Genomic DNA, 23,581 nt, shown 5'->3' with positions numbered 1-23,581 from the left:
AGCCGCCTACCCTACCGGGCATCGCCCGGCGGGGGCAACACCACCGCGACCATGAACAGCTATGCCAAAGGCCTGATGTGGTTCCGCCGCGACCTGCGCGCCGAGGACAACGCGGCGCTGTACCACGCCCTCAAGGTGTGCCGGCAGGTCTGGTGCGTGTTCGTGTTCGACACCGACATCCTCGACGACCTGCGCGAGCGCGGCCTGCGGGCGGACCGGCGCGTGGAGTTCATCCGTGCGTCCCTGATGGAGCTCCACGAACGCCTGCGCGCGCTGGGGCGCGAGCACGGCGTGGACGGCGCGGGTTTGATCGTGCTGCACGGCTCCGCGCTCAAGGCGGTGCCGGCGCTGGCGCAGAAACTGGGTGTGCAGGCGGTGTTTGCCAACCACGACGACGAGCCGGCCGCACTGGCGCGCGACGCCAAGGTGTTTGGAGACCTGGCGCACGCCGGCATCCTGCTGCACAGCCACAAGGACCACGTGGTCTTCGAGCGGCGCGAGGTGCTCACCCAAGCCGGTCATGCGTTCGGCGTGTTCACGCCGTACAAGAACGCCTGGCTCAAGGCGCTCACGCCGTTCCACCTCAAGGCGTATCCGGTGGCCCCCCATGCGGGTGCGCTGGCCAACGTGCCCGCCGCGCACGCGGCGCCCGTGCCCGGCCTGTCAGACCTCGGCTTCGAACCCACCAACCTGGCGCAGCTCGCCCTGCCCACGGGAGCGAGTGGCGCGCACCAGTTGTTCGAGGATTTCGTCGAGCGCATCGACCGCTACGGCGAAGCGCGGAATTTTCCGGCCGTGAAAGGGCCGAGCTACCTGAGCACGCACCTGCGCTTTGGCACCATCTCCATCCGGCAGGTCGCCTCGGTGGCCTACCAGATGCACCTGCAGGGCATGGTCGGCGCCAGCACCTGGCTGTCGGAACTGGTGTGGCGCGACTTCTACCATCAGGTGCTGGCCAACTTCCCGCACGTGGTGGAGAAGGCCTTCAAGCCCGAGTACGACGCCATCAAGTTCGAGCACGGCAAACACGCCAAGGACCTGTTTGCGGCCTGGTGCGAGGGCCGCACCGGCTACCCGCTGGTGGACGCGGCGATGGCGCAGATCAACCAGACCGGCTACATGCACAACCGCCTGCGCATGGTGGTGGCCAGTTTTCTGGTGAAAGACCTCGGCATCCACTGGCAATGGGGCGAGCGCTACTTCGCGGACCACCTGATCGACTACGACCTCGCGGCCAACAATGGCGGCTGGCAGTGGGCCAGTTCCAGCGGCTGCGACGCGCAACCGTGGTTCCGCATCTTCAACCCGGTCACGCAAAGCGAAAAGTTCGACCCGGAGGCCAAGTTCATCCGCCGCTACCTGCCTCGGATCGCCGCGCTGCCCGATGCCGCGATTCACGCGCCCTGGCGGGCCAACGACATCGAACTGGCGGCCGCCGGCGTGGTGCTGGGCGACACGTACCCGCATCCCGTCGTGGATCACGCCGTGGCGCGTGAACGCACGCTGCTGCGGTACGCGGTGGTGAAGAATCCGAGGAAACGGTAGGGGCAGACCCGATCCGGGATCACAACCCATCGACAGCGACGCGGGTCGCCATCGTTGGGCGGTGCATCAGGCCTCGATGGCGGCTGCGGCGGCCTTGGCGTAGTGACCGATCAGAGCCAGCAACTCGTCTTCCGAGTAGGGCTTGCCCAGGTAGTGGTCCACACCCAGCTCGCGTGCGTGCTCGCGGTGTTTCTCCGCAATGCGCGAGGTGATCATGATCACCGGCAAGTCGGACAACCGTGGATCGTTGCGGATGTTGCGCACCAGATCGAAACCGTCCATGCGCGGCATCTCGATGTCGGACAACACCACCGTCGGCCGTTCCGACAGCAGCTTCTCCAGCGCCTGCAATCCGTCGGCCGCGAGCGTCACGCGGTAGCCTTCCCGTTGCAGCAAGCGCTGCGTCACGCGGCGCACGGTGATCGAGTCGTCGACCACCAGCACCAATGGCACCGCATTCACTTCCAGCGCGGACTGCACATCGCCAGCCACAGTTTGAACGGGTGCCACACGCTGTTGGCCCGCCAACCAGGTGGGCACCAGCGCGCCGTACACCGCGGCCAGCGCCACGGGGTTGTAGATCAGCGCGACGGCGCCCGAAGCCAGCATCGACATCCCGGCCAGACCTGGCAGCCGCGAGAGCTGTGGCCCAAGGTTTTTCACCACGACTTCCTGGTTGCCCAGCACTTCGTCCACATGCATGGCCACACGCTGGGCCGCGCTTCGGAAGATCACAACCGGATGCGTCTTGCCCTGACCTTCGTTCGAGTGCGCGGAAGACTGCAGCAGTGCACCGGCCCAATAGAACGGCACGTCTTCCCCGGCCACGTTGAGGTGGCCACTGGCATACGCCTTGGTCAGGTCGTCAGTGCTCAGACGCCGCACCACCTCCACCAGGTTGGAAGGCACCCCCATCGTGAACGAACCGGCGCGCAGCATCACCACTTGCGTGACGGCGGTGGTCAGCGGCAGCACCAGCTTGAAGCTGCTGCCCTTGCCGGCCTGCGTGGCGGTTTCGATCCGACCACCCAGCGCCACCACGTCGTTGCGCACCACGTCCATGCCAATGCCACGACCCGCGAGTTCCGACACTTCTCGCGCCGTGCTCAGCCCGGCCTCGAAGACCAGCTGCGCGGCCTCTTCATCGCTCAGATGCACGCCGGGTTGCGTCAATCCTTGCGCAAGCGCTTTCTCACGCAAACGCACCAGGTCCAGGCCACCACCATCGTCGGTGAACACGATAGACACGTCGTTCAGCTCATGACCCAGCACGATTTCGATCTGACCTTCCGCGGGCTTGCCCAGTGCCAGACGCTTGTCCGGCGCTTCAATGCCATGGACCACACTGTTGCGCAACAAATGCTCGAAGGCACCGGTCATGCGGTCCAGCACGCCACGGTCCATTTCGATGGTCCCGGTGATGTCCAGGCGCACCTGTTTGCCCGTTTCCTTGGACACCTGCCGCACCACGCGGTACAGGCGCTCGGAAATACCTTCGAACTCCACCATGCGCGTGCGCAGCAAATCGCGCTGCAGCTCACGTGTCTGGCGCGCTTGGGCGACCAAGCTGTCCTCGGTGGATTCCACCGCGCGTTGCAGGTTGCGCTGCACAGTGGCCACGTCGTTGACCGACTCGGCCATCATGCGCGTGAGCTCCTGCACCCGCGTGAAACGGTCGAATTCGAGCGGATCGAACGACTGATCGGCGTCGCGGGCCTGCGCCAAGCGCGATTGCATCTGGGTTTCGGCCTGCAGCTCGATATCGCGCAGTTGGCCACGCAGACGGTCCAGGTTGCCTGTGAGGTCCTTGAGCGAACCGCGCAAGGTCACGAGTTCGGACTCCATGCGCGCACGCGTGATCATCACCTCACCGGTCTGGTTGACCAGGCGATCGAGCAGCTCGGGGCGCACACGCACCGCAGCGCCGGCGCGCGCAAAAGCGGCCGAGGGCACGGCCGGCATGCGCACGCTCGCCAAACTGCCCTCAGCAACCGTGGGTGCGATTTCGGCGGAGGAAGATGGCACCGCGTCCGCTGCTTGCGACGGCAGTTCTCCAGCGCCCGGCGGCACGTGCTCGGGTGCGACTTGCACGATGTCTTCCACCCGCCCATCGGCATTTCGCAGTTGTTCGAAACGGGCGGTGATCGCGTCGAACTCGACTTGCAGCGGTTCGATATCCGTGCTGCGTTGCACGTCAGTACCCAGGCGCTCGGCCGTCGTCTCCATGCGATGCGCCAACTCACCCAGTCGCAAGGCACCGGCAAGGCGAGCACTGCCCTTGAGCGTGTGCAGGTTGCGCAGCACCTCCGCACGGGCACTGGAATTCTCCGGGCGCGCAACCCATTGGCGCAGCGCGCTACCCAGCTGCGGCATCAGTTCCTGCGCTTCTTCGGCAAAAATAGGGAACAGGTCAACGTCGATCGTGTCGAACACGTCGATGTCGTCGTCAATGTCCTGCACCCGTTCGTGCACGCGTGTGGTGTCCGCGTGTGGCGGGGTGAAGGTAACCACATGCTCGACCGGTGCAGGCGCTTCGAAGCCCGTGAGAGAAAGAGCGGGCGAGACAACCTCATCGGGGGTTGCATCGGGCTCGGGCGTTGGCTCGAACGCCGGCGTCACCTCCGCCTGAACCACGTCTTCTTGAAGCTCTGCACCGCCCTCGCCTGCGACCGATTCTGGTTGTGGATCGTGCACCACGCGGTACAGCGCAGCCACCAGATCGGAATTGGCTTCCTTGAGAAAGCCAGCCGCGAACTGATGCAGCAAACGGCGAATGTCCTCGGATGCATCGACAAAAAGCTGCGCGTGCTGGGCCGCGGCAGGCTGGCCCAAACGCTGGCGCGAGCCAACCGACTCCAGAGCATGCTCAAGCCCGCGGGAAATCTCGGACAGGGATTCGAAACCCACCGTTGCAGAACTGCCTGCCAGCGAGTGCGCCAAGGCCTCAGCCTGATCGGGCACCTGCTCGTGGCGTTCCAGCGACCATTCGGTCAATACCGTATTCAATCGGCGCGACCATTCATCTGCCTCGTTGAGGTAGACGTTGTAGAGCTTCAAGGCGATGCGCAGCGGCCCGATGACACGGGTCTGCTCGTCATGCATGGCGTCGAATGCCGATTCCGCCACCAGTTCAGGTTCAGGTTCAGGTTCAGGTTCAGGTTCAGGTTCAGGTTCAGGTTCAGGTTCAGGTTCAGGTTCAGGTTCAGGTTCAGGTTCAGGTTCAGGTTCAGGTTCAGGTTCAGGCGTCGGCTCAGGCGCGTCGATGTCGTCGCCCACAACCGTCTTGGCTCCCGTTGGTGCGAGCTCAACAACTTCGACAAGCTCGGTCGCTTCGATCGGTGCGGTACTCGCGGCGACGGGTTCGTTCGACGACAACGCCTCAAGGCTACCGAAATCGATGTCGGCCAGCATGGCGGCCTGTTCCGGTGCCACGGTGTCGTCCAGCAACGGCTGCGGCGTGTCCGAGGGCACGGCGTCCATCTCAGAGGTCGTCGCGATACCGCTGTTGTCGACAACCGGTGCAGCATCGGCCACTTCATCCGACGCCGTTTCGACGACCGTCAGCTCTGTTGGCGCGTCTTGAAGCGCATGCGCTTCACTCGACACGGGTGCCTCGACCTCAGGCGCCACCTGCGCCAAGGGAAGGTATTGGCCATGGTCACGCAGCGCCTCGGCGCTGGCGCGGAAGGGCTGCGAGCGCCGCGATGTGGGGCCACGTGCAGAGATCTCGTCAACCCACCGCGCAAATTCGTTCATCGCCTCAGCGGCCAAGGTCAACAGCGGCTGGCTCGCGGGACGCTGTTCGGCCAACACGGTGTTGAGCAACTGCTCCATCGCCCAGGCGGCTTCACCAAACTCGTCCAGACCCACCATGCGCGAACTGCCCTTGAGCGTGTGAAAAGCACGCCGCAAAGTGGTGAGGTGTTCGAGATCGCTGGGTTGGGCCTGCAAATGCGACACCGCATCCAGGCCATTGCCAACAACCTCGCGGGCTTCCTCAAGAAAGATATCGAGCAGATCGTCTTCGTCGTTGTCTTCCTCGGTCGGAGCGACGGGCTCCACAACACGAGCGTTGTTGGACGTTTCCGACAAACCGACCAGCGCCTGCGCACCCACCGCCGCATGGTCATTGACGACAGCCTCGGCCGCCTCGCGGGCTGCGCGAGCCACCCCGGATTGTTCGGCCAGCGAGGCCTGATCGGCCAACGAGTCCAACTGCTCGCTCAGATCGACCAAGCTGAGGCCACCCTGAACACCCTCGACCACGCGCTGGACGCCTTCGCTGATGGCTTGCGCCTCGTCGCGCGACGGTTGGTGCAAGGGTTCCGCGCTCGCAACACGTCCCATCAGCGGGAGCAATTCGCCCTTCGCTTCGTCAAATACGAACAGCTTCTTCGCCAGTGCGGGCTGGTAGTTGAGCATGTCCACCAGAAAACTCATCGCACTGAGGTTGTTGCCCAGTTGCTGGAACGTGCCCGCTTCGCGGGCCATCGCTTCGTCGACTTCCGTGTCGAGGATTTGCTCGACCGTGGTGCGCATGCGCACAACCGTCTGCACCGCCTGTTCAAGCCCCAGCACGGAGAGCACGCCGCGCATCTGTGCCAGTTGGGACACCGCCAGATGCAAACCCGCCTTTTCCTGTGGGTTGCGGAAGAACTGGTCGAGCGATTTTTCGACCTCGCCCAAGGACACCTTGATCTCGCCGACCACACTGCCCATGGTCTGGCGGTCGCTCACCCGGCGATAGAGTTGCTCCATCCAGGCGTCCAGTGGCCGCGCCGGTTGCCCCGCCAACACGGCCTCAAGCCGTTCGGCCAAGGCCAGCGTGCGCTCGGTGAACTCGGGAGCACTGGGGTCGAAATCTTCGAAGGCGGCCTCAAGGTACAACGTGGTGGTGGCGACTTCCATGGCGAGCTCAGGGCGCACTGCACCGCTCGCTTCTTGCACGGCCTGATCGGCCGCCTTGATCAATGCCTGGGCCAGCACCGTACTGGCTGGATGCAGCTTGAGCAGAGAGTCCCCGATCAAGCTGAATTGGTCTACCACCTGTCGAGCACGGCTGTTATCCCCACCGGAGTACAGGGACCACGCCTCCTTGGCAGCATGAATTCGCTTGCGGGCTTGTGCGAGGATCGCCGGGTCATAGCGCCCCAGCGTGGCCTGCTGGTAGTCCACCGACGGCAGCTTGCCCAAACCAAACGCGGCACGCACCGCAGCCAGTTGAGGGGTTGTGGCTGCCGATACGCTGACGGGCTGCGCACAAAAGAACAGCAGGTCGTGCAGCAAGGTCTCTGACACCTGGGGCTTGCCCTGCGCCAGGTTGGCGAACTGCAGGAGGATGCGCGATGTGGCGCGCTTGACATAAACGTCCGCCGGCACCAAAAGATGCGCAACGGCCTCAAAGTAGCCTGCGGACACGCGCCAGAAAGTACGTGCGCGCGGATCTTCGGTGCCCGCCGACAACCCCGCACTGAGCTTCGCCAACTGGCTGGCCGCCGCCACACTTTGGGTTTTGACCACGAGCAACACCAGGCGATCGAACAGCGAACGGATCGCAGCATTGCATTGCAATGGAGTAACCCCAGGCGCAGCAGCCAGCTCCACCCCACGGTGTTCGAAAGTCCAGAGATCGGCGGGATGAGTGCGCTCCGCAGCAGCCAATTCCTGCACGTCACGGTATTGAGAGAACAGCGCCACCGGTTGCATCGGCTTGTTGTTCAGCACAGCTTCGAGGTATTCGATCAGCGCAAAACTGGCCCGCTCAACCTTGCTGGCCGCCTCTTCCGTGCAGGTGTTGGGCCGTTGCACGAAGCGCTGAACCGCCGCTTCCATCGCGCGCAGCACTTGCGCGGGCCCGCCCAGCCCCACCATCTCAAGAGCGCCCACGGCCTGGTGCAATTGTTGGCGCGCCAACCGCAGAGAGCCTGGGTCCACCGCCTCGAGATCGTTGTTACGCGATTGCTCGGTCTCTCGCACAAAACGTTTGACGGCCTTGTTGGCGCCATCCAGCGACTTGCGCAACTCCTCAAAGACCCACGCCAGCGGGCCAAGATCGGCAACCGGCGTATCCACGTTCAGGCTGTCGGTGTCGGTGACGGTGTCGAACATGTTCTTCCAGTGGGTTTACACAGACGGACAGGCACGGGCCGGTGTTACGCGATCTTGAATCGGGCCACCGACTGACGAAGTTCCTCGGCCATGGCAGAAAGCTCACGCACCTGCTGCGCGGTCGAGCGCGTACCTTCACCGGTCTGCTCCGTCACCGCGAAGATGTGTTGAATGTTGCCGGCCACCTCGTTGGCCGAATCGGCTTCCCGGGAGGTGGCGCTGGAGATCTGTTCGATCAGCTCGGCAAGTCGACGCGAAACGCGGTCAATCTCCGACAGCGCAGTACCTGCGTTGTCTGACAGCTTGGCTCCTTCGACCACGCCCTGCGTTGAACGCTCCATGGCGGCCACCGCATCCTGTGTGTCGGTTTGAATGGCCTTCACCAGCGCCGCGATCTGGCGCGTGGCGTCGGCGGAACGCTCGGCCAACCGTTGCACTTCTTCCGCCACCACCGAAAAGCCACGACCAGCTTCACCGGCGGATGCCGCTTGAATGGCGGCGTTGAGCGCCAGCACGTTGGTCTGTTCGGTAATGTCCGAAATCAGTTCCGTGATTTCACCAATCTCCTGCGACGATTCACCCAGTCGTTTGATGCGTTTGGACGTTTCCTGGATCTGGTCTCGGATCGCGTTCATGCCCCCGATGGTGTCCTGCACTGCCTGCAAACCGGATTCGGCGGCCTGCAGAGAAGCACGCGCCACCGTCGCTGATTCTTGCGCTTGACCGGACACCTCGTTGATGCGCTGCGCCATGTCCAACACCGACTGGCCGGTTTCGCGAATTTCGCGCAACTGCTCTGTGGAAGCGGCCAACAGTTCGGTAGACGTGTTTTCCACCGCGGACGTCGTTTGCGCCACACGCGTTGCCGTGGCCTGCACGTTGCCCACCAGCGAGCGCAGTTCCTCAACCGTGTAGTTCACCGAGTCGGCGATGGCGCCGGTGATGTCCTCCGTCACCGTGGCCTCCTGGGTCAGATCGCCTTCGGCCACTGTCTGGAGTTCGTTCATCAACCGGAGAATGGCGGCCTGGTTCGCATCGTTGACACGTTTGGCATCCTGTTCCTGGGCCTCCGCGTTGAGCCGCTGAGATTCAGCCGTCAACTGACGTTGGCGACTGTCTTGCAACTGCACATAGGCCAAGCCTGCCGCGCACAGCAGAGCGAACACGGCGGAGAACAACAGCGCCAGAAACTCTCCACCGCCCAGGCCGGAACGTGACGACAGGTCGCTTTGCAGTTTTTCCAGACCAAGGCGCAGCGGTTCGCTATCGGCGATGATGCCGGTCTGTGCTTCACGAGCAGCCACCAGCCCCTGCAAATTGCCCAGAATCGCGCTGGATTCGACACGGGTGGCCTCGTACAGCTTCAGCAGAGCACTCAGGCGATCACGAATCTGCGGGTCACGCGCTGGCGCAAGGCGCAATTCCTCGCTGCCGTTAAGCAAACCTTCGGAGATTTCCTTGAACGTGTTCAAGTCCTTACCCAACAAGAACACCGCCTCGGGGCTCACCCCCTCCATGGTCAGGAATTCGTTGGCCGATTTGCCGATGCGCTGCGTCAACATCACGAGTTGGCCTGCCGCGGAGATTTCAGCGGGAGGGGCATTCTGCTGGAGCTTCAACGAGGAAATGGTTTCGGCGACTTCCAGCAAATCCGACGACTGGCGGTTGATGGTGCGCAAGGCATTGCCCACCTGGGTCAGGATGCTCTGCTGGGCCAGCACTGCCGAAGCATTGCGTTCAGCCAGATCGATCTTGGGCAAGAGCTCATCCAGCTGGCCGGCGTAGTCATCGCCCAGTGCGCGGAGCGACAACTCCGTGTCGCCTTGCTTCAAACCCCGCAACGTTCGAGCCATCACGTCCGAACTGTCTTTCACTTCGGGAAACGCGGCCGGACTGCCAATCAGCGCCTGAGAAACACTCTTTGCCAAACGTTGAGACTGCATCAGCGCCTGACCACTGGCCGCCACCTGTTGCCCGACTTTTTCGGTTTGACTCAGGACAAAGAAGGTCACTGCGCCCAGCACCACCAGACCGGCGGCGAGCAACACGGCCAACGTGCGCTGGTGCTGATCTGCACGACGCCGCCCCAGCAAGGGCAGCGACACAATTCCGGCCTGCTCGGCACCGTCTTCGCGGTCGTCCACCATCGCATTGCCCGCGCCGCCATCCGCGGCGGGATTGAGCTTCAGCCTGGCGGCGGCGAGTTCGGCCACTTCTTGGTCGGTTGCGTTGGAGAGGTCGGGTTCGTCTCCGGCATTCTTTTTGAAGAATCCCTGGAATCGATCAAGCATGGCCATGTAATAACCTTCCAACTGAAAACAGAATGACAAAAGGACCTCGTGGGGTCCGCGGGCTCAACCGTCAGGCTGCAATCGCCAGAAATTCAGGCTCAGCCACGAGCGATTGCAAATCCAACTCTTGCCACACCTGGCCTTGCAGGTCCACCAGCGTGCGGGTGAAATAAGAGGGGGCGTCCACAGGATTGGCACCGGCGGAGGCAAACATCGAGAGGTTGCGCAAGCCCAACAAACGATCGATCCAGATCACCGCATTGACGCTCAACGCGGCATGCAAACTGATCAGGCGCGATTCGGAAGTAATTCGGTCAACGGAGGACGTCGCAGCCCATGCGGCGGTGGATTCCACCAGACACGCCAGATCGATCACACCGTGCAGACCACCGCGCAAGCCGGCAACGCCGGCATACCAGGGCTTGGTGTACGGCACGCGCTGCACCGGAGACCAGGGGAAAATCTCACCCGATTGCACCAAGGGGAGAAGGTAGCGCCGGCCATTGGCTTCTACCGCAAGCCAGGTCGCCGTGACGGCCTCCGTCTTGGCGGCCGTCAAACGCTGCGCCAATCGTTCCTGGAGCTCCTTGAGTGATTGACGCTTGGCCATGCTCGGTGGGTTGGGTTCGTGTACTGCGTTTATCCCAGCGCGCGAATTTTTGACAGGAGTTCTTCCGCGTCCACCGGCTTGGTGACGTAATCACGAGCACCTTGGCGCATACCCCAAACTCGGTCGGTCTCCAGGTTCTTGCTTGTGCACATGATGATGGGGATGCTCGAAAACTGAGGGTCGCGCGTGATGGCACGCGTCAACTGGAATCCATTCTGACCGGGCATCACGACGTCCATGAGGATCAAGTCGGGCTTTTCCTCACCAAGCCGACGAAAGGCCTCGTCCGAATTCTCGGCGGTGCCAACGATGTAGCCGTTTTTGCTCAAAAGATCGGACAAAACCATCAGCTCGGTTTTCGAATCGTCAACGACGAGAATTTTGCGGATGGGCATCACACGGCTCCAGTGAGGTTGGCGCCAAACTGCTGCACGGCATGCAGAAGCTGGTCTTTGGTGAAGGGTTTGGTGAGGTAGTCCTGTGAGCCCACCATACGGCCACGGGCTTTGTCGAAAACGCCATCCTTGGATGACAGCATGACCACAGGAATATTCGCAAATCGGGCGTTGCGCTTGATGATCGCGCAGGTCTGGTAGCCATCGAGTCGTGGCATGAGGATGTCGCAAAACACCAGATCAGGCTGATAGTCGTTGATCTTGGCAAGCGCATCGAACCCGTCATCTGCCAGAAGCACTTCGTGCCCGCCCTGCTTGAGGAAGATCTCGGCGCTGCGGCGAATGGTATTGCTGTCATCGACCACCAGGACTTTGAGTGCAGGCGTTGTGCTCACGGTTCACTTGCTCCAGAAGGTAGGCGGGCCAGGGATGCAAAATTTGCGAGAGCGGGGGGCGGATTCGCAACGAGACCAGATGCACCTGTTCAGATCAGATCTGCACCATCTCGAAGTCTTCCTTGCGGGCGCCGCACTCGGGGCAGGTCCAGTTCATCGGCACTTCGGCCCAGGGCGTTCCTGCTGCGACGCCATGATCAGGAGCACCCTCGGCTTCGTCGTAAATCCAGCCGCAAATCAGGCACATCCAAGTCTTGGGTTCGCTCATAGTTATAGGGGGCATTGTCTTAGAATGCAACCATTGTATCGAGCCCTCTGTGCCACGCTGCGCCGCTCCGCAAGCCAGTGGCACCGGCTGTCGACACCGCCACACTCGCGCGTCCACCCTCGTTCAAGCGACCGTTGCGCCACCCCTTTCTCCATCGACCTCCATGCCCGATACACCCGAATCCTCCGTGCGCACCCCGGTCGAAAGTCCTGGCGAAAACTCTCTTCCCTGCGTGATGACCTTCAACGCCAGCGACCCCAGTGGCGCGGGCGGGTTGAGCGCGGACATCACGGCCATGTCGAGTGCCTCGGCCCATGTGCTGGCGGTCGTGACGGGGGCTTATGTGCGCGATACGTCGGACATTCACGATCACATCGCGTTCGACGAAGAGGCGGTGGCCGATCAGGCCCGATGCGCGCTCGAAGACATGCCGGTGTTGGCCTTCAAGGTCGGCTTCGTGGGCAGCCCTGAAAACCTGAGCGCCATCGCGGAGATCACCACCGACTATTCCGATGTGCCGGTGATCACCTACATGCCGGACTTGTCGTGGTGGGACGAACTGGCGATCGAGACTTACCTGGACGCGTGCGTCGAGTTGCTGCTGCCGCAGACCACCGTGCTGGTTGGCAACCACAGCACCCTGTCTCGCTGGCTGCTGCCCGAGTGGGAAGGGGACCGCCCCCCAAGCCCGCGCGAGGTGGCGCGCGCCGCGGCCGTGCACGGCGTGCCCTACACGTTGGTCACCGGCTTCAATGCCGCCGACCAGTACCTGGAAAGCCACCTGACCACACCCGAAACGGTGCTCGCCACAGCCCGCTACGAGCGCTTCGAAGCCACTTTCTCTGGTGCGGGCGACACGCTGTCCGCCGCCCTGTGTGCCCTGATCGCAGGCGGCAGCGACCTGCAGTCGGCCTGCGCCGAGGCGCTGACCTATCTGGACCAGTGCCTGGATGCCGGCTTCCAGCCTGGCATGGGCCACGCCGTGCCCGATCGGCTTTTCTGGGCGCACGACGAGGACGATGGCGAAGATGCGCCGCTGACCGAAACGGCGACCGACAGCACGCTCGACGCAGACGATTTCCCTCTGGACACCACACGACACTGACGCTCAGCGCCCCATGACCACGACCGACCGCAACCAGCAACTCTTCGACCGCGCCAAGGCGCTGATTCCCGGCGGCGTGAACTCGCCCGTTCGCGCATTCCGTGCCGTGGGCGGCACGCCCCGTTTCGTGCAGCGCGCGCAAGGGGCTTACTTCTGGGATGCCAATGGCAAGCGTTACATCGACTACATCGGATCCTGGGGTCCGATGATCCTGGGCCATGGCCATCCGGCCGTGGTGGAAGCGGTGCAGAAAGCCGTGCTCGAAGGTTTCTCGTACGGCGCACCGACCGAGCGTGAAGTGGAGCTGGCCGAGGCCATCATCGAACTCGTGCCCAGCATCGACATGGTGCGGCTGGTCAGCTCGGGCACCGAGGCGGGCATGAGCACGATCCGCCTGGCGCGCGGCGCCACCGGGCGCAAGAAGATCATCAAGTTCGAGGGCTGCTACCACGGCCATGCGGACGCGCTGCTGGTGAAGGCGGGTTCGGGACTGGCCACGTTCGGCAACCCGACCAGCGCCGGCGTGCCACCCGAGGTGGTGCAGCACACGCTGGTGCTGGAGTACAACAACATCGAACAGCTGGAAGCCGCGTTCGCCGAGCATGGCGCCGACGTCGCCTGCCTGATCATCGAACCGATCGCGGGCAACATGAACTTCGTGCGCGCCGGCGTGCCTTTCATGAAGCGCTGCCGCGAGCTGTGCACGCAGCACGGCGCACTGCTCGCCTTTGACGAGGTGATGACGGGTTTCCGCGTGGCGCTCGGCAGCGCGCAGAGCGTGTACGCGAAACTCATCCCGGGCTTCGAGCCCGACATGACGGTGATGGGCAAGGTGATTGGCGGCGGCATGCCGCTGGCCGCGTTCGGCGCCAAGCGCGCGGTGATGGAGCAACTGGCCCCGCTGGGTGGTGTGTACCAGGCCGGCACCCTGTCGGGCAATCCCGTGGCCACGGCCTGCGGCCTGGCGACCTTGCGCGAAATCAGGAAGCCGGGGTTCTACGAGGCGCTCTCGGCCACCACGCGTTCGCTTGTTGACGGCCTGAAGTCTGCCGCCGCGGCCGAGGGCGTGCCCCTCAGCGGCGATAGCGAAGGCGGCATGTTCGGTTTCTTCCTGTTTGACGAGTTGCCGCAGAACTACGCCAAGGTGATGACCACCGATGGTCCGCGCTTCAACACGCTGTTCCATGGTCTGCTCGATCGCGGCGTCTATATCGCCCCGGCCTTGTACGAGGCCGGGTTCGTGAGCGCGGCGCACACGGCGAACGACATCGAAGAAACGGTTGCTGCGGCGCGTGAAATCTTCAAGCAGTTGGGTCGCTGAACGCGCATCTCGACCGCAAAGAAAAATGGCCGGTGAATCACCGGCCATTTTTCATGGGGCAGCGCCGTTCAGTGCCGGAAGTGGCGAACGCCCGAAGTCACCATCACCACACCACGCTCGTCGGCCGCGTCGATGACTTCCTGATCGCGCATCGAGCCACCGGGCTGGATCACGCAGGTCGCACCCGCGTCGACCACCACGTCCAACCCATCGCGGAACGGGAAGAAGGCATCGCTGGCGACGGCGGTGCCTTGCAGCGTCAGCTTGGCGTGACCGGCCTTGATGCTGGCGATGCGCGCCGAGTCCAGGCGGCTCATCTGACCGGCGCCCACGCCCATGGTCATGCCGTCCTTGCAGAACACGATGGCGTTGGACTTCACGTACTTCGCCACTTTCCAGGCGAACAGCAGGTCTTCAATCTGCTGTTCGGTCGGCTGCAGCTTGCTCACGACTTTCAGATCGGCGCGCTGGAGCACGTGGTTGTCGGCGGTCTGCATCAACAGCCCGGACCCCACGCGTTTGACGTCCATGAAGTTGAGGCCTTGGTCCCATGGCGTGGGGCCCCCGGGCGGCAGGTCGATCTGCAGCACGCGCACATTGGCCTTGGCCTTGAACACCTCCAGCGCTTCGGCCGTGTAGCCCGGCGCCATCAGCACTTCAACGAACTGTTTGCTGATCGCCAGCGCGCCCGCGCCATCGAGCGTTCGGTTGAGCGCGATGATGCCGCCGAAGGCGCTGGTGGGATCGGTCTGGAAGGCCTTGCTGTAGGCCTCGAGCGGGTCCTTGCCCACGGCCACGCCGCAAGGGTTGGCGTGCTTGACGATCACGCACGCAGGCGCATCGAAGCTCTTGACGCATTCCCACGCCGCATCGGCGTCGGCGATGTTGTTGTAGCTCAGCTCCTTGCCTTGCAACTGCTTCCCGCTCACCAGCGAACCGGGCGCTGGGTACAGGTCGCGGTAGAAGGCTGCGCTCTGGTGGGGGTTCTCACCGTAGCGCAGGTCTTGCAGCTTGACGAAGCGGCCGTTGCTCTGCGCGGCAAACATCGTGCGCTGCGGCACGCTCGCGCCCTCTTCGAAGGTGATGCTCGAGAGGTAGTCGCTGATGGCGGCGTCGTAGTTGCTGATGCGGTTGAACGCGGCCACCGACAGCGCAAAACGCGTCTTGTCGGAGAGTTTGCCGCTGGTCTTGAGTTCGTCGATCACACCGGCGTACTGGGCTGCGTCGGTCAACACCGCCACGTCTTTCCAGTTCTTCGCCGCGCTGCGCACCATGGCAGGGCCGCCGATGTCGATGTTCTCGATCGCGTCTTCCAGCGTGCAGCCGGCCTTGGCCACCGTGGCTTCGAAGGGGTAGAGGTTGACGATCAGCAGGTCGATGGTGTCGATGCCGTGGGTCTTGAGAGCGGCCACGTGCTCGGGCAGATCGCGGCGCGCAAGCAGGCCGCCGTGCACCTTGGGATGCAGCGTCTTCACGCGGCCGTCGAGCATCTCGGGAAAGCCCGTGACTTCGGCCACTTCGGTGACGGGCAGGCCTTTGTCGGCCAGCAGCTTGGCGGTGCCGCCGGTGGAGATGAGTGCCACGCCGAGGCCGTGCAGGGCTTGAGCGAGTTCGACGATGCCGGTCTTGTCGGAGACAGAAATGAGTGCGCGCATGAGAAGGTCTTGAGGAGGTTTTGAATTCAATCGATGAGCTTGTGTTCGAGCAATTTCTTGCGCAAGGTGTTGCGGTTCAACCCCAACCACTGCGCGGCGCGCGACTGGTTGTTCTGCGCCTGCTCCATCACGACTTCGAGCAAGGGCTTTTCCACCGCCTTGACGAGCATGTCGTGCAGGTTGGCCGGATCGGTGCCATCGAGGTCGCGGAAAAAGTCTTCCATGCTGGCACGCACACAGTCGTGCAAGGTGTTCTGTTGTTTCATGCGGCCAGTTCCCAGGGTTCGCTTGTTGTTGTTGCGTTTGTCATATCGGTGGACCACTCGTCCAGGCTGTCGCTCACGCAGCGCAATTGCGCTTCCACCGTGGTGATGGCGTTCACGCGCGAGCGGAACAGCGCGGCGGCGCCGGGCGGCAGTGGCAGCGATTGCGCGTACCAGCCCAGGTGTTTGCGCGCGCTGCGCACGCCGGTGTCTTCGCCGTACAGGTCGTAGTGGTCGTGCAGGTGGTCGAGCAGCCAGGCCCGGACTTCGCTCAGCGCGGGCGGTGGCAGGTGCTCACCCGTGGCCAGGAAATGGGCGACTTCCCGGAAGATCCAGGGGCGTCCCTGCGCCGCGCGGCCGATCATGATCGCGTCTGCACCCGTGGCCTTCAGCACGTCGCGCGCCTGCTCGGGACTGTTGATGTCGCCATTGGCCACCACGGGAATGCGCACGCGGCTCTTGATGTGGGCGACGGTGTCGTGTTCGGCCTGGCCTTTGTAGCCTTGTTCGCGCGTGCGGCCGTGCACGGTGAGCATCTGCACGCCAGCCGCTTCCGCGGCCAGCGCCAGCGCGGGTGCGTTGCGCACCTGGGCGCACCAGCCGGTGCGCATCTTGAGCGTGACCGGCACCCGGTGCGGTTCACACGCCGCCACCACGGCTTGCACGATCTCGATGGCCAGGGCCTCGTCCTGCATCAGCGCCGAGCCGGCCCATTTGTTGCACACCTTCTTGGCCGGGCAGCCCATGTTGATGTCGATGATCTGCGCACCGCGGTCGATGTTGTAGCGCGCGGCGTCGGCCATCATCTGCGCGTCGGTGCCCGCGATCTGCACCGAGATGGGCGCGGCTTCGCCTTCGTGGTTGGCGCGGCGCGAGGTCTTCAGGCTGTCGCGCAGGTCGGGCCGCGAGGTCACCATCTCGCTCACCGCGTAGCCCGCCCCGAGGCGCTTGCACAGTTTGCGAAATGGCCGGTCCGTCACACCCGCCATGGGCGCGACAAACAGGGCATTGGGCAAGGTGAAGGCCCCGAGTTGCATGGCGGTGGGAGAATGGGTGTCGAGCGGTTGATGGCCGCGCCACCGATGGCGGTGGGGGCGAAGGAACGCGATTGTATCTGCCTGTTTTTTCAGCAGGCAATATGCCCGGCCCTTTTTTCAACCGTCTGTCCATCTTCTCTCGCGTCGGCGCGGGCCGACCCCCTTTCATTCCACATGCACCCCTGGCTCACCCACCTGATGCAATTGCTCGCTTTGCCCGAATTCGGGTTGAGCACGGTGTTCGTGGTGGCGTTTGTGTCGGCCACGCTGCTGCCCCTGGGATCGGAGCCCGCGGTGTTCGGCCTCATCAAGCTCAGCCCCGAGCTGTTCTGGCCGACCATCCTGGTGGCCACGGCGGGCAACACCTTGGGCGGTGCGGTGAGCTGGCTCATGGGCCTGGGCACACACAAGGCGGTCGACCGCGCGCGTGGCACCCACGTCGACCTGCGGGCACTGAAATGGCTGGAGCGCTTTGGCCCCAAAGCCTGCCTGATGTCCTGGCTGCCGGTGGTGGGCGACCCGCTGTGCGCCGTGGCGGGCTGGATGAAGTTCCCCTTCTGGCCCTGCCTGCTGTACATGGCGATCGGCAAGTTCGCCCGCTACCTCACCATGACGGCGGCGCTACTGTGGTTCTTCCCCGGCGCCCTGCACCCATGAAGCCCCACGATCAAGGACTGCCGCGCTCGCTCTGGGCGCTGATGGTCGGCAACTTCGTGATCGGCACCGGCGTGATGGTGGTGCCCGGCACGCTCAACGACATCAGTGTGTCCCTGGGTGTGTCGATCCCCCAGGCCGGCCAGCTCATCACCGCCGCGGCCATCCTGATGGGCGTGGGCGCGCCAGTGTTCGCCGGCCTGGTCGCGGGTTGGGACCGCCGGCGCCTGCTCGCGCTTTCGCTGGTCTGGTACGGCGTGCTCACCGCCGCCTGCGCATGGGCGCCCCACTACGAGGTCTTGCTGCCGCTGCGCGTGCTGGCCGTCGTTTCACCCGCGATCTTCACGCCGCAGGCCGCGGCCAGCGTGGGCCTGCTGGTCGGCCCGGCGCAGCGGGGACGCGCCATCACCTTCGTCTTCCTGGGTTGGTCGGTGGCGTCGGTGATGGGCATGCCGTTGGCGGCGTGGATCAGCGGCGAACTGGGCTGGCGCTGGGCCTTCGGGCTGGTGGCCCTGATGTCGTTCCTCAGCGGCGCCTGGGTGTGGCGCGAGATGCCCGACGGCATCCGGCCGGCGGCGCTGTCGCGCGCATCCTGGGGTCGCACTTTGGGTTCGGGGTCGCTGATGGTCGCGGTCGCCGTGACGCTGCTCTCGGCCTTCGGGCAGTTCACGCTGTTCGCCTATTTCGCGCCGTATGTCGCGCAGGTCATTGGCGGGGGTGGCACCGCCCTGTCGCTGATGCTGCTGTGGTTTGGCGTTTTTGGTCTGGTGGGCAACGTCGCCGTGACGCGCTACATCGACCGCATCGGCGCCGCCAACGCGGTGTTGATCACGCTGGGCTGCATGGCCCTGAGCCTGCTCCTGTGGCCGCTGGGGCGCCATGGCTTCTGGGCCCAGGCGTTCGTGGTCATCCCCTGGGCGCTGGGCTGTTTCTCCAGCAACTCGGCCCAACAGGCCCGGGTGGTGCACATGTCACCCGAGTTGGCCTCGGCCACGGTGGCGCTCAACTCGTCGGCCATCTACGGCGGGCAGGCCCTGGGTGCGGCACTCGGTGGCGTGATGATCGCCCAGGGCGGCATGCTGCGGCTGCACGAGGTGGGATTTGTGGTCCTGCTGGCCGCGATGGCCGTGAGCGTGTGGGCGGCGCGGCTTCAGAAGCGCTCGTGGGGCAGCAAGTAGCGCCACTCGCCCACCGGCAGCCCGGCCAAGGAAATGCGGCCCAGCCGCAGGCGGCGCAAGGCCGTGAGGTTCAGACCGGCGCGTTCGCACAGGTGCGCCACCTGGCCGGGTTGGTTGCCCTTGATGGCCAGGCGCAAGCGCAGCTCGCTCTGCCAACTGGCGCGCGCGGAAGGCACGGCCCAGCCGTCAAAGAACAGGGCCTTGCCCAAGGACTTGAGCACGGCGTCGCGCCGGGCATCGTCTTCCAGTTCGGGATCGGCCGCCACGTCGGCCAGCCACTCGTGCTCCAGTTGCCCCGCGTCGTCGGTCATCTTGCGGGCCACGCTCGGGTTTTGCGTGAACACCATGAGGCCGCTGGCCTTGGTGCCCAGCGGCGCCACCGGCAACAGCTTGTGCAGGTGCGCCTTGAGCGGGCGCACGCCCGAGCGGTCGCCTTTGAAGCGGTTGGCGTTGGTGAACCACTTGGCGGCCAAGGCGTCCGGCAGCAGCGGCTCGTCGGGCAGCACCCGGTTGGCCGGTTTGTGCCAGATCAGCGTTATCGACGCCAGCGGCTCCAGCTTGGCCTTCGGGTCCAGCAGCACCGTCTGGTCGTCGCGCACCCGTTCCATGGGCTCTTCCACGACCACGCCGTCCACCCGCACCCAGCCACCGGCGATGTAGTTTTCGGCGTCGCTGCGCGAACACGGCAGCTGCGCCGCCAGGCGTTTGGCCAGGCGTTGGGGTTCGGGCCGGCCGGATTCGCTCATCGGGTCAGCTGCTGAACAGGAAGTTCATCACGTCGCCGTCCTTGACGACGTAGTCCTTGCCTTCGGCGCGCATCTTGCCCGCGTCCTTCGCGCCCTGCTCGCCCTTAAAGGCGATGTAGTCGTCGAAGCCGATGGTCTGGGCGCGGATGTAGCCTTTTTCGAAGTCGGTGTGGATCACACCGGCAGCTTGCGGGCCGGTGTCGCCGACATGGATGGTCCAGGCGCGCACTTCCTTCACGCCAGCGGTGAAGTAGGTCTGCAGGCCGAGCAGTTGGTAGGCTGCGCGGATCAGGCGGTTCAGGCCCGGCTCGTCCTGCCCCAGTTCCTTGAGGAATTCGAGGCGGTCGGCGTCGTCCATCTCGGAGAGTTCGGCCTCGATCTTGGCGCAGATGGCGACCACGGGCGCGTTCTGCTTCGCTGCGAATTCCTTCAGGCGGTCCAGCAGCGGGTTGTTCTCGAAGCCGTCTTCCGACACGTTGGCCACGAACATCGCGGGCTTGGCGGTGATCAGGAAGAACTGCTTGAGCTGGGCCTGCTCTTCCTTGCTGAAATCGATGGTGCGCACGGGCTGGGTGTCGTTGAGCGCGGCCTGGCACTTCTCCAGAATGGCCACCTGCTTGATCGATTCCTTGTCGCCCGAACGCGCGGTCTTGTTCACGCGGTGCAGCGCCTTCTCCACCGCGGCCAGGTCGGCCAGGCAGAGCTCGGTCTGGATGACTTCGATGTCGGCAATCGGGTCGATCTTGTTGGCCACGTGGATGACGTTGTCGTCTTCGAAGCAGCGCACCACGTTGACGATGGCGTCGGTCTCGCGGATGTGCGCGAGGAACTTGTTGCCCAGGCCTTCACCGGTGCTGGCACCGGCCACCAGGCCGGCGATGTCCACAAACTCCACGATGGCCGGCACGACGCGCTCGGGCTCCACGATCTGGGCCAGTTGCTGCAGGCGCGGATCGGGCACCTCCACCACGCCGGTGTTGGGCTCGATGGTGCAGAACGGGTAGTTCTCGGCCGCGATGCCGGCCTTGGTCAGCGCGTTGAAAAGGGTGGACTTGCCGACGTTGGGCAGGCCCACGATGCCGCATTGGAGGCTCATGGAAATTCCTTGTAAATCAACCCCCTCTGCACCATTGGGCCCACACCGGTGTGGTGGAGGTGCCCGAATTGCGCTCGCGGCAGATGGCCAGCAATTGAGCGAACCGGGATGGCGACACCGCGATTCTTCGAGGACGTGGTCCTCTTTTTTGCCTGGGGGAAACGGGAGCCAATTGTACTGACCGGCGAATGTCGGCCTCGCCAGGCCATCCGCGCGCAGGCCCAAGGCGCGCTCAGGCGGCAATCTCGGCGCGCGACCGTCCTGCTAACAGCCCCTCGCTCATCCGCAGCCGGTTCGGCGCCAACGCACCCGCGGAATCCAGGATCGGATAGGCGATCGAACAGATGTGCGAATTGATCCGCTTCAGGTCGCTGATGAGGTCGATGTGCAGCGAGCTGGTCTCGATGCTCTGCACCGTGTTGTCCGTCAACCGCACGAGGTGGCTGGTGGCGTAAGCACGCTCCAGGTCGCGGAACCGCGCCTTTTCCTCCAGCAGCTTCTGCGCGTCGCGCACGTTGCCGTTGAGGAACACGCTCATGCCCAGGCGCAGGTTGTCGATGAGCCGGGCGTGCAGCTCGCAGATCTCGGCCATGCCGGCGTCCGAAAAATGGCGGCCCATCTTGATCTTCTTGTCCTCGATGTCCAGCAGCACACGCTCGACGATGTCGCCGATCTGCTCCATGTTGATGGTGAAGCTGATGATGTCGGTCCAGCGCCGGCTTTCCTCCTCGGCCAGCGCCTCGCGCGAGATCTTCGTCAGGTAGTACTTGATGGCCGAGTACAGCTCGTCCACCGAGTCGTCGAGCTTGCGCAGTTCCTCGGCCAGGCGCAGGTCGTCGCTCTTGATCACGGCCAGCATGCCGACCATCATGGTCTCGACCACATCGGCCTGGTGCAACGCCTCGCGCGCCGCGCAGGAGATCGCCAGCGAGGGTGTGGCCAGCGCGGAAGGGTCCAGGTGGTGCGGACGGCCGGCCACCAGGTTCTTCTCGGGCTTGGGCAGCAGCCGCTCGACCCAGCGCGCCACAACCTGCGTGAGGCCGATGAACAGGATGGCCACGGCGATGTTGAAGCTCAGGTGGAACAGCACCACCAGCGTTGCCGGGTCGGCCACATAGGGCCGCACGCTGCGCAACCACAGCCCCGCCAGCGGCGCGGCCAGCAGCACGCCCAGCACCTTGAAGATAAGGTTGCCCAGCGGCACCTGGCGCACGTCGATGGCCGAGCGCGCCGTGGTCACCACGGCCAGCAAGCCGCTGCCCAGGTTGGCACCCAGCACCAGGCCCAGGGCCATTTCCGGCGGCACCACGCCGGACGCGGCGAGGGTGGCCGTCAGCAGGACGATGGCCAGGCTGGAATAGGCCATCAGAGCCAGTGCCGCACCCACCGTGATCTCCAGCAGCAGGTCGCTGTTGATGGAAAAGAGCAAGGCCTTGACCACGGGCGACTGGGTCAGCACCGCGGTCGATGCCGACACCAGGCGCAGCGCCAGCAACATCAGCCCCAGTCCGATCAGCACCCGGCCGACGCGCCCGGCGGCGCTTTGTTGGCGCGAAATGAACATGACCACGCCCGCCAGAATGAGCAGCGGCGATAGCCAGGACAGGTCAAACGAGAACACCACCGTCATCAGACTGGTGCCGATGTCGGCGCCCAGCATCACGGCGAGGGCCAACGGCAGGGTCAGCAGACCCTGTCCGACGAAGGACGAGGCGATGAGCGCGGTGGCCGTGCTCGACTGCACCAGCGCCGTGACGCCCAGACCGGAGATGGCGGCGGTGTAGCGGTTGCTGATGCTGCGCGCCAGGATGTGCCGCAGGTTCGCGCCGAACACCCGCAGGATGCCGGTGCGAACAAGATGGGTGGACCAGACGAGCAGTGCAATCGCTGCCAGGAGATTCAACAGATGATGCATGGTGGCAGCGATCGCAAACTCAGTCGACCTTCGCTCCCGACGCGCGCACCACCTTGCCCCAGGTCTGGAGCTCGTCGTTCATGAAGCGCTTGAAATCGGCGCCGCCACCGCTGCCGGGCTCCGCGCCATCGCTGGCCAGCGCGGTGGCAACGGCCGGGCTGCCGATGGCGGCTTGCGTCGCCTGCGTGAGACGATCGATCACCGATTTCGGTGTGCCGGCGGGCGCGAGAAGACCCGCCCATGACGTCACCGAAAAGTCCTTCAGGCCGGCTTCCTGCATCGTCGGCAGGTCGGGTGACGCGGTGGAACGCCGGTCGGACGTCACGGCCAGGCCTTTGAGCTTGCCGCCGCGGGCGTAACCGATGGCGCTTGGAATGGTTTCGAAGCCGAACTGCGCCTCGTTGGCCATCAACGCCAGCATGGCCGGGCCACCCCCTTTGTAAGGGATGTGCTGGACGTCCACACCGGCAGTGCCCTTGAAGATTTCCCCAGCCAGATGCGCCGGCGAGCCATTGCCCGACGAAGCGTAAAACGTCCCCGGATTGGCCTTTGCATGGGCGATGAGTTCGGGCACCGAGTTGATGCGCAACTGCGGCGGTACGACGAGCAGCAACGGGTATTTGGCCACCAGTGCGATCGGCTCGAACGACTTGATCGGGTCGAACTTGAGCTTGTACAAGTGCGGATTGATCGCCTGGCTGCTGAGTGTCGCCATGAAGACGGTGTATCCATCCGCAGGCGAAGTCGCCACAAGCTCCGCGGCCAGGTTGCCGGCGGCGCCGGGCCGGTTGTCCACGATCACCGACTGGCCCAGGATGTCGGTCATGCGCATGGCGAGCACGCGGGCGAGCTTGTCGGTCGACCCGCCGGCGGCGAACCCTACGACGATCCGGACCGGTTTGGCCGGGTACGGCTGCGCGGCGGCGGATCCCGCTGCCAAGAGCCCAACGCACACCAAAACACCTCTTAGCTTCCAGCTCTTCATGGGGACTGTCTCCT

General features: G+C 64.4%; 18 protein-coding genes. 5 read left to right on the top strand and 13 right to left on the bottom strand.

Annotated elements, in window-relative coordinates:
• Window positions 1-51 precede the first annotated feature (51 nt).
• Complete coding sequence (locus FFS09_RS16500; RefSeq protein ID WP_137919991.1) at window positions 52-1,545, top strand: cryptochrome/photolyase family protein; 1,494 nt, start codon at window positions 52-54, stop codon at window positions 1,543-1,545.
• A gap of 66 nt (window positions 1,546-1,611) precedes the next feature.
• On the opposite strand, the gene FFS09_RS16495 is transcribed toward FFS09_RS16500, so the two are convergent.
• From FFS09_RS16495 to FFS09_RS16470, 6 genes are all read right to left on the bottom strand, one after another.
• Window positions 1,612-7,653, bottom strand: coding sequence for a hybrid sensor histidine kinase/response regulator (locus FFS09_RS16495; RefSeq protein WP_137919990.1), 6,042 nt, complete (start codon window positions 7,651-7,653; stop codon window positions 1,612-1,614).
• A 44-nt stretch (window positions 7,654-7,697) separates the two neighbouring features.
• The gene (locus tag FFS09_RS16490) at window positions 7,698-9,950 is read right to left on the bottom strand and encodes a methyl-accepting chemotaxis protein (protein ID WP_137919989.1); all 2,253 of its coding nucleotides are present in this window, start codon (window positions 9,948-9,950) and stop codon (window positions 7,698-7,700) included.
• 64 nt (window positions 9,951-10,014) lie between these two features.
• On the bottom strand, window positions 10,015-10,554 hold the full coding sequence (locus FFS09_RS16485; protein WP_137919988.1) for a chemotaxis protein CheW: 540 nt from the start codon (window positions 10,552-10,554) through the stop codon (window positions 10,015-10,017).
• Between the two features lie 29 nt (window positions 10,555-10,583).
• Complete coding sequence (locus FFS09_RS16480; RefSeq protein ID WP_137919987.1) at window positions 10,584-10,949, bottom strand: response regulator; 366 nt, start codon at window positions 10,947-10,949, stop codon at window positions 10,584-10,586.
• Window positions 10,949-11,344 carry a response regulator gene (locus FFS09_RS16475; protein ID WP_137919986.1) on the bottom strand — a complete coding sequence of 132 codons (396 nt, stop codon included), beginning with the start codon at window positions 11,342-11,344 and terminating at the stop codon, window positions 10,949-10,951. The genes FFS09_RS16480 and FFS09_RS16475 overlap by 1 nt, the downstream gene beginning before the upstream one ends.
• A gap of 94 nt (window positions 11,345-11,438) precedes the next feature.
• A complete protein-coding gene (locus FFS09_RS16470) occupies window positions 11,439-11,612 on the bottom strand; it encodes a rubredoxin (RefSeq protein ID WP_137919985.1) in 174 nt (57 codons plus the stop codon).
• Window positions 11,613-11,775: 163 nt separating this feature from the next.
• On the opposite strand from FFS09_RS16470, the gene thiD reads away from it, so the two are divergent.
• Window positions 11,776-12,717, top strand: coding sequence for a bifunctional hydroxymethylpyrimidine kinase/phosphomethylpyrimidine kinase (gene thiD, locus FFS09_RS16465; protein ID WP_137919984.1), 942 nt, complete (start codon window positions 11,776-11,778; stop codon window positions 12,715-12,717).
• A gap of 13 nt (window positions 12,718-12,730) precedes the next feature.
• On the top strand, window positions 12,731-14,038 hold the full coding sequence (hemL, locus tag FFS09_RS16460; protein ID WP_137919983.1) for a glutamate-1-semialdehyde 2,1-aminomutase: 1,308 nt from the start codon (window positions 12,731-12,733) through the stop codon (window positions 14,036-14,038).
• A gap of 68 nt (window positions 14,039-14,106) precedes the next feature.
• Here hemL and purH read toward each other — a convergent pair whose 3' ends face one another.
• From purH to dusB, 3 genes are read right to left on the bottom strand one after another with little or no spacing between them, the layout of a single operon-like run.
• Window positions 14,107-15,693: a bifunctional phosphoribosylaminoimidazolecarboxamide formyltransferase/IMP cyclohydrolase gene (gene purH / locus FFS09_RS16455; protein ID WP_137919982.1), complete on the bottom strand. Its 1,587-nt coding sequence runs from the start codon at window positions 15,691-15,693 to the stop codon at window positions 14,107-14,109.
• 26 nt (window positions 15,694-15,719) lie between these two features.
• Window positions 15,720-15,959 carry a helix-turn-helix domain-containing protein gene (locus FFS09_RS16450; protein ID WP_137919981.1) on the bottom strand — a complete coding sequence of 80 codons (240 nt, stop codon included), beginning with the start codon at window positions 15,957-15,959 and terminating at the stop codon, window positions 15,720-15,722.
• On the bottom strand, window positions 15,956-16,993 hold the full coding sequence (gene dusB / locus FFS09_RS16445) for a tRNA dihydrouridine synthase DusB (protein WP_137919980.1): 1,038 nt from the start codon (window positions 16,991-16,993) through the stop codon (window positions 15,956-15,958). Before dusB ends, FFS09_RS16450 begins: the two co-directional genes overlap by 4 nt.
• Window positions 16,994-17,167: 174 nt before the next feature.
• Between dusB and FFS09_RS16440 the strand changes: the two genes are divergently transcribed.
• Together FFS09_RS16440 and FFS09_RS16435 are read left to right on the top strand one after the other, a co-directional pair.
• Window positions 17,168-17,650, top strand: coding sequence for a YqaA family protein (locus FFS09_RS16440; RefSeq protein ID WP_137919979.1), 483 nt, complete (start codon window positions 17,168-17,170; stop codon window positions 17,648-17,650).
• Window positions 17,647-18,825, top strand: coding sequence for an MFS transporter (locus FFS09_RS16435; protein WP_137919978.1), 1,179 nt, complete (start codon window positions 17,647-17,649; stop codon window positions 18,823-18,825). The genes FFS09_RS16440 and FFS09_RS16435 overlap by 4 nt, the downstream gene beginning before the upstream one ends.
• Here the strand turns inward: FFS09_RS16435 and FFS09_RS16430 are convergent.
• From FFS09_RS16430 to FFS09_RS16415, 4 genes are all read right to left on the bottom strand, one after another.
• Window positions 18,798-19,571, bottom strand: a complete 774-nt coding sequence (locus FFS09_RS16430) for an RNA pseudouridine synthase (protein WP_137919977.1) — start codon at window positions 19,569-19,571, stop codon at window positions 18,798-18,800. The two genes, FFS09_RS16435 and FFS09_RS16430, sit on opposite strands and share 28 nt — an antisense overlap.
• Before the next feature lie 4 nt (window positions 19,572-19,575).
• Window positions 19,576-20,667 carry a redox-regulated ATPase YchF gene (gene ychF, locus FFS09_RS16425; protein ID WP_137919976.1) on the bottom strand — a complete coding sequence of 364 codons (1,092 nt, stop codon included), beginning with the start codon at window positions 20,665-20,667 and terminating at the stop codon, window positions 19,576-19,578.
• Between the two features lie 232 nt (window positions 20,668-20,899).
• Window positions 20,900-22,582, bottom strand: coding sequence for a Na/Pi cotransporter family protein (locus FFS09_RS16420; protein ID WP_137919975.1), 1,683 nt, complete (start codon window positions 22,580-22,582; stop codon window positions 20,900-20,902).
• A 19-nt stretch (window positions 22,583-22,601) separates the two neighbouring features.
• Complete coding sequence (locus tag FFS09_RS16415; RefSeq protein ID WP_252374395.1) at window positions 22,602-23,522, bottom strand: Bug family tripartite tricarboxylate transporter substrate binding protein; 921 nt, start codon at window positions 23,520-23,522, stop codon at window positions 22,602-22,604.
• Window positions 23,523-23,581: the final 59 nt, after the last annotated feature.

The organism is Hydrogenophaga sp. 2FB (genome assembly GCF_005503365.1).
GTDB lineage: Bacteria > Pseudomonadota > Gammaproteobacteria > Burkholderiales > Burkholderiaceae_C > Hydrogenophaga.
This window is presented reverse-complemented; position numbering and strand designations above follow the sequence as displayed.

Coding starts and splice junctions, on each gene's coding strand:
- FFS09_RS16495 (WP_137919990.1), bottom strand. CDS start 7,653: ATGTTCGACACCGTCACCGACACCGACAGCCTGAACGTGGATACGCCG.
- FFS09_RS16485 (WP_137919988.1), bottom strand. CDS start 10,554: ATGGCCAAGCGTCAATCACTCAAGGAGCTCCAGGAACGATTGGCGCAG.
- FFS09_RS16500 (WP_137919991.1), top strand. CDS start 52: ATGAACAGCTATGCCAAAGGCCTGATGTGGTTCCGCCGCGACCTGCGC.
- hemL (WP_137919983.1), top strand. CDS start 12,731: ATGACCACGACCGACCGCAACCAGCAACTCTTCGACCGCGCCAAGGCG.
- FFS09_RS16435 (WP_137919978.1), top strand. CDS start 17,647: ATGAAGCCCCACGATCAAGGACTGCCGCGCTCGCTCTGGGCGCTGATG.
- FFS09_RS16490 (WP_137919989.1), bottom strand. CDS start 9,950: ATGGCCATGCTTGATCGATTCCAGGGATTCTTCAAAAAGAATGCCGGA.
- thiD (WP_137919984.1), top strand. CDS start 11,776: ATGCCCGATACACCCGAATCCTCCGTGCGCACCCCGGTCGAAAGTCCT.
- FFS09_RS16440 (WP_137919979.1), top strand. CDS start 17,168: ATGCACCCCTGGCTCACCCACCTGATGCAATTGCTCGCTTTGCCCGAA.
- FFS09_RS16430 (WP_137919977.1), bottom strand. CDS start 19,571: ATGAGCGAATCCGGCCGGCCCGAACCCCAACGCCTGGCCAAACGCCTG.
- FFS09_RS16420 (WP_137919975.1), bottom strand. CDS start 22,582: ATGCATCATCTGTTGAATCTCCTGGCAGCGATTGCACTGCTCGTCTGG.
- ychF (WP_137919976.1), bottom strand. CDS start 20,667: ATGAGCCTCCAATGCGGCATCGTGGGCCTGCCCAACGTCGGCAAGTCC.
- FFS09_RS16480 (WP_137919987.1), bottom strand. CDS start 10,949: ATGCCCATCCGCAAAATTCTCGTCGTTGACGATTCGAAAACCGAGCTG.
- FFS09_RS16470 (WP_137919985.1), bottom strand. CDS start 11,612: ATGAGCGAACCCAAGACTTGGATGTGCCTGATTTGCGGCTGGATTTAC.
- purH (WP_137919982.1), bottom strand. CDS start 15,693: ATGCGCGCACTCATTTCTGTCTCCGACAAGACCGGCATCGTCGAACTC.
- dusB (WP_137919980.1), bottom strand. CDS start 16,993: ATGCAACTCGGGGCCTTCACCTTGCCCAATGCCCTGTTTGTCGCGCCC.
- FFS09_RS16450 (WP_137919981.1), bottom strand. CDS start 15,959: ATGAAACAACAGAACACCTTGCACGACTGTGTGCGTGCCAGCATGGAA.